The sequence below is a fragment of the Candidatus Bathyarchaeia archaeon genome, from assembly GCA_035935655.1.
Lineage (GTDB): Archaea > Thermoproteota > Bathyarchaeia > 40CM-2-53-6 > 40CM-2-53-6 > 40CM-2-53-6.
Map to the genome: position 1 here is coordinate 1 of DASYWW010000061.1, position 2221 is coordinate 2221.

The following is a 2221-nucleotide window of genomic DNA, read 5'->3' on the forward strand; positions in this document are numbered from 1 at the left end:
CGGCGTCTCCAGCAGATTGGGTATTATTGGAAGGATCTCGTCTCTGGGGTCGAAGGATGACCAACAGAACCCTCGAGGGTCGACGTGAATCACACCTTTCGCCGACTTCGCCGAAATCACATTCGAACGACTGACGAGGAAACCGGTCTGGGCCAGCCTATTTGCGAGGACTTCCATTTGGGCGTAGTTCAGCTTAGGAAGGAGGATGTAGTGGCGTCCAACAATGATCAATTCGTGGACCTTGAAAGGACCCAACGACGCTTACGGTCGGACGAACTTATTGATTCTGTTAACTTGTCGGCTGTTACCGGCCACAAGTCCCACTTCCCCCCATCTGCTCGAAGGATTACCCGCGTCCTCCGGCGCCCGAGATTCCTTCTCACGGCTTCCCTTGGTGGGCCGAGCCTGCGGAACCGCGCAGGCCATTATGTTCTTGCTCGCGAGGTCATCCCTATCCCAGAACTTTTTGCACACGAGGCAATACAGCTTCCTGTTCTTCAGTTGTGTGACGTGGGAGCCACAATCCGGGCAGTTTGAGGACGTGCCTCTTGGATTGACGTAATAGACGGGCACACCGTGCCATGCCGCCTTGTAGTCAATCTGCCTTTGAATCTCTCCGAAGCTCCATGAGTTCATCCTGCCTCTGAAGGAGGATCCTTGGCCATTACCTCTTTTGAAGAGCCTCCTAATTCCTGTTAGCTTCTCCATCTTGAGTCCGAATCCTCTTTCCCTTGCGTAATCGACTATCTGCTTGGAAATGTTGTGAATCCTTTGGGTGGAACGGCTCCGCTCTCTTCTGCCGTACCTGTTTAGAAGCGCTTTTCCGATTCTGTTGTCCTTTCGCATCCTTCCAATCTTTGCCCTAATCTCTCGATATCTCTCTTTGATTTCGGCCACTTCCCTGAGCTCCGCGAATCTGCGCTCGTGACCACAAGTTGCTGATATGGTAACGTTCCTTTCGTTGATATCCACTCCGACGAATCCGAGCGGATTAGCTATTGAGATCACTTTGGAGAAAGCGATTGCGACATTATGACTAGTTACCGTCACCGACCCCCGCTTAAGATTCGGATCATCTATGAGGGAAAGGTGGTAGTCGCCACATTGAAGCGTCAAGAAGATGAATTTATGCGAAGTGGTCGGAATCCTCAAGAGAAGATGGTTGAGCCTATAGGATTGATTGTCTAGTCTAAGGAAGGCCTTCCTTACGTACGGAATTGATTTCCTGTTCTTGTTCCTGTAGTGGGAATATGCTACCTCACATGCGGAGAGAATGTAATGGCTGTGTAGGCCGTACTCCTTGAGTCGCGAGTATGCGAGCTGAATGAGGTTAAACCTGCTTCTAGGTTCCGTCTCAACGGCGATTCGAATTGCGTCGTTGCACATAAGGCGGAAATCTTCGAAGAGAGAAGATAATTCAGACGAAGCTTCATAATTGACCGAAATCGATTTCACAGTTCTGCTGAGCCCGCTCTGAAAGGATCTGATTCCACTGTTCGTTGACATTCAACTTCAGGCATGAACTACCGCATAAAACATTGAAGGGCCTTGGGCCAAAAGCCGCAGGGAGGGTTCTCTGAAAGTGCTCTCGAGTATTCTCTTAGGAGAAGCCAGCGAAGCTTGCATGTCTTAAATAGAGACAAATCCGGAAAGTCCCAAGTCTCACCAGATGAAAGAAGACCGGGCTGTATCCCTAGAGTCGCTCCAAGAGCGAATGAAAGCTTACGCTGTCAGGGTGGACGCTGCGCTCTCGCGCGAGCTCAAGTTCTATGCGCACTCCAGGTTTCATGACCCCCTAGTCTACGCAACCGAGGGAGGAAAGCGCGTGAGACCTGTGATGCTCATGCTTTCTGCAGAAGCGCTCGGCTGCAAGGACGACTCGGTCCTTGGTGCCGCTGTCGCCGTGGAGCTCCTTCACACAGAATCGATAATCCACGACGATGTCATCGACGAGGAGAAGGTCAGAAGATCGAAACTCCCTTTCCATGTCAAGTATGGTTACAGCGCATCGCTGCTGAGCGCAGACTTCGTCTTTGCCATGATACTCGCCATCGCAGCGAGGTACGACGACAGGAGGATTGCCGAGGAAGTGAGCAGCGCGGCCCTCCGGATGTCCGAGGGGGAGTACTCGGAGCTGACCATCGACCCGCAGATCTACAAGCTGACCTGGGACGAATACATCAGAATTGTCGCCGACAAGACTGCGTCACTCTTCGAGACT

The 2221-nt window shown here is 51.8% G+C and carries 3 protein-coding genes; 1 reads left to right on the plus strand and 2 read right to left on the minus strand.

Annotation, left to right across the window (positions count from 1 at the left end):
- Together VGS11_11765 and VGS11_11770 are read right to left on the minus strand one after the other, a co-directional pair.
- The coding region (locus VGS11_11765; protein HEV2120761.1) for a hypothetical protein at positions 1 to 255 on the minus strand (255 nt) is incomplete at its 3' end.
- A 6-nt stretch (positions 256 to 261) separates the two neighbouring features.
- The gene (locus VGS11_11770; GenBank protein ID HEV2120762.1) at positions 262 to 1506 is read right to left on the minus strand and encodes a transposase; all 1245 of its coding nucleotides are present in this window, start codon (positions 1504 to 1506) and stop codon (positions 262 to 264) included.
- Positions 1507 to 1669: 163 nt separating this feature from the next.
- On the opposite strand from VGS11_11770, the gene VGS11_11775 reads away from it, so the two are divergent.
- Positions 1670 to 2221: polyprenyl synthetase family protein (locus VGS11_11775; GenBank protein ID HEV2120763.1), on the plus strand; the 552-nt coding region annotated here is incomplete at its 3' end.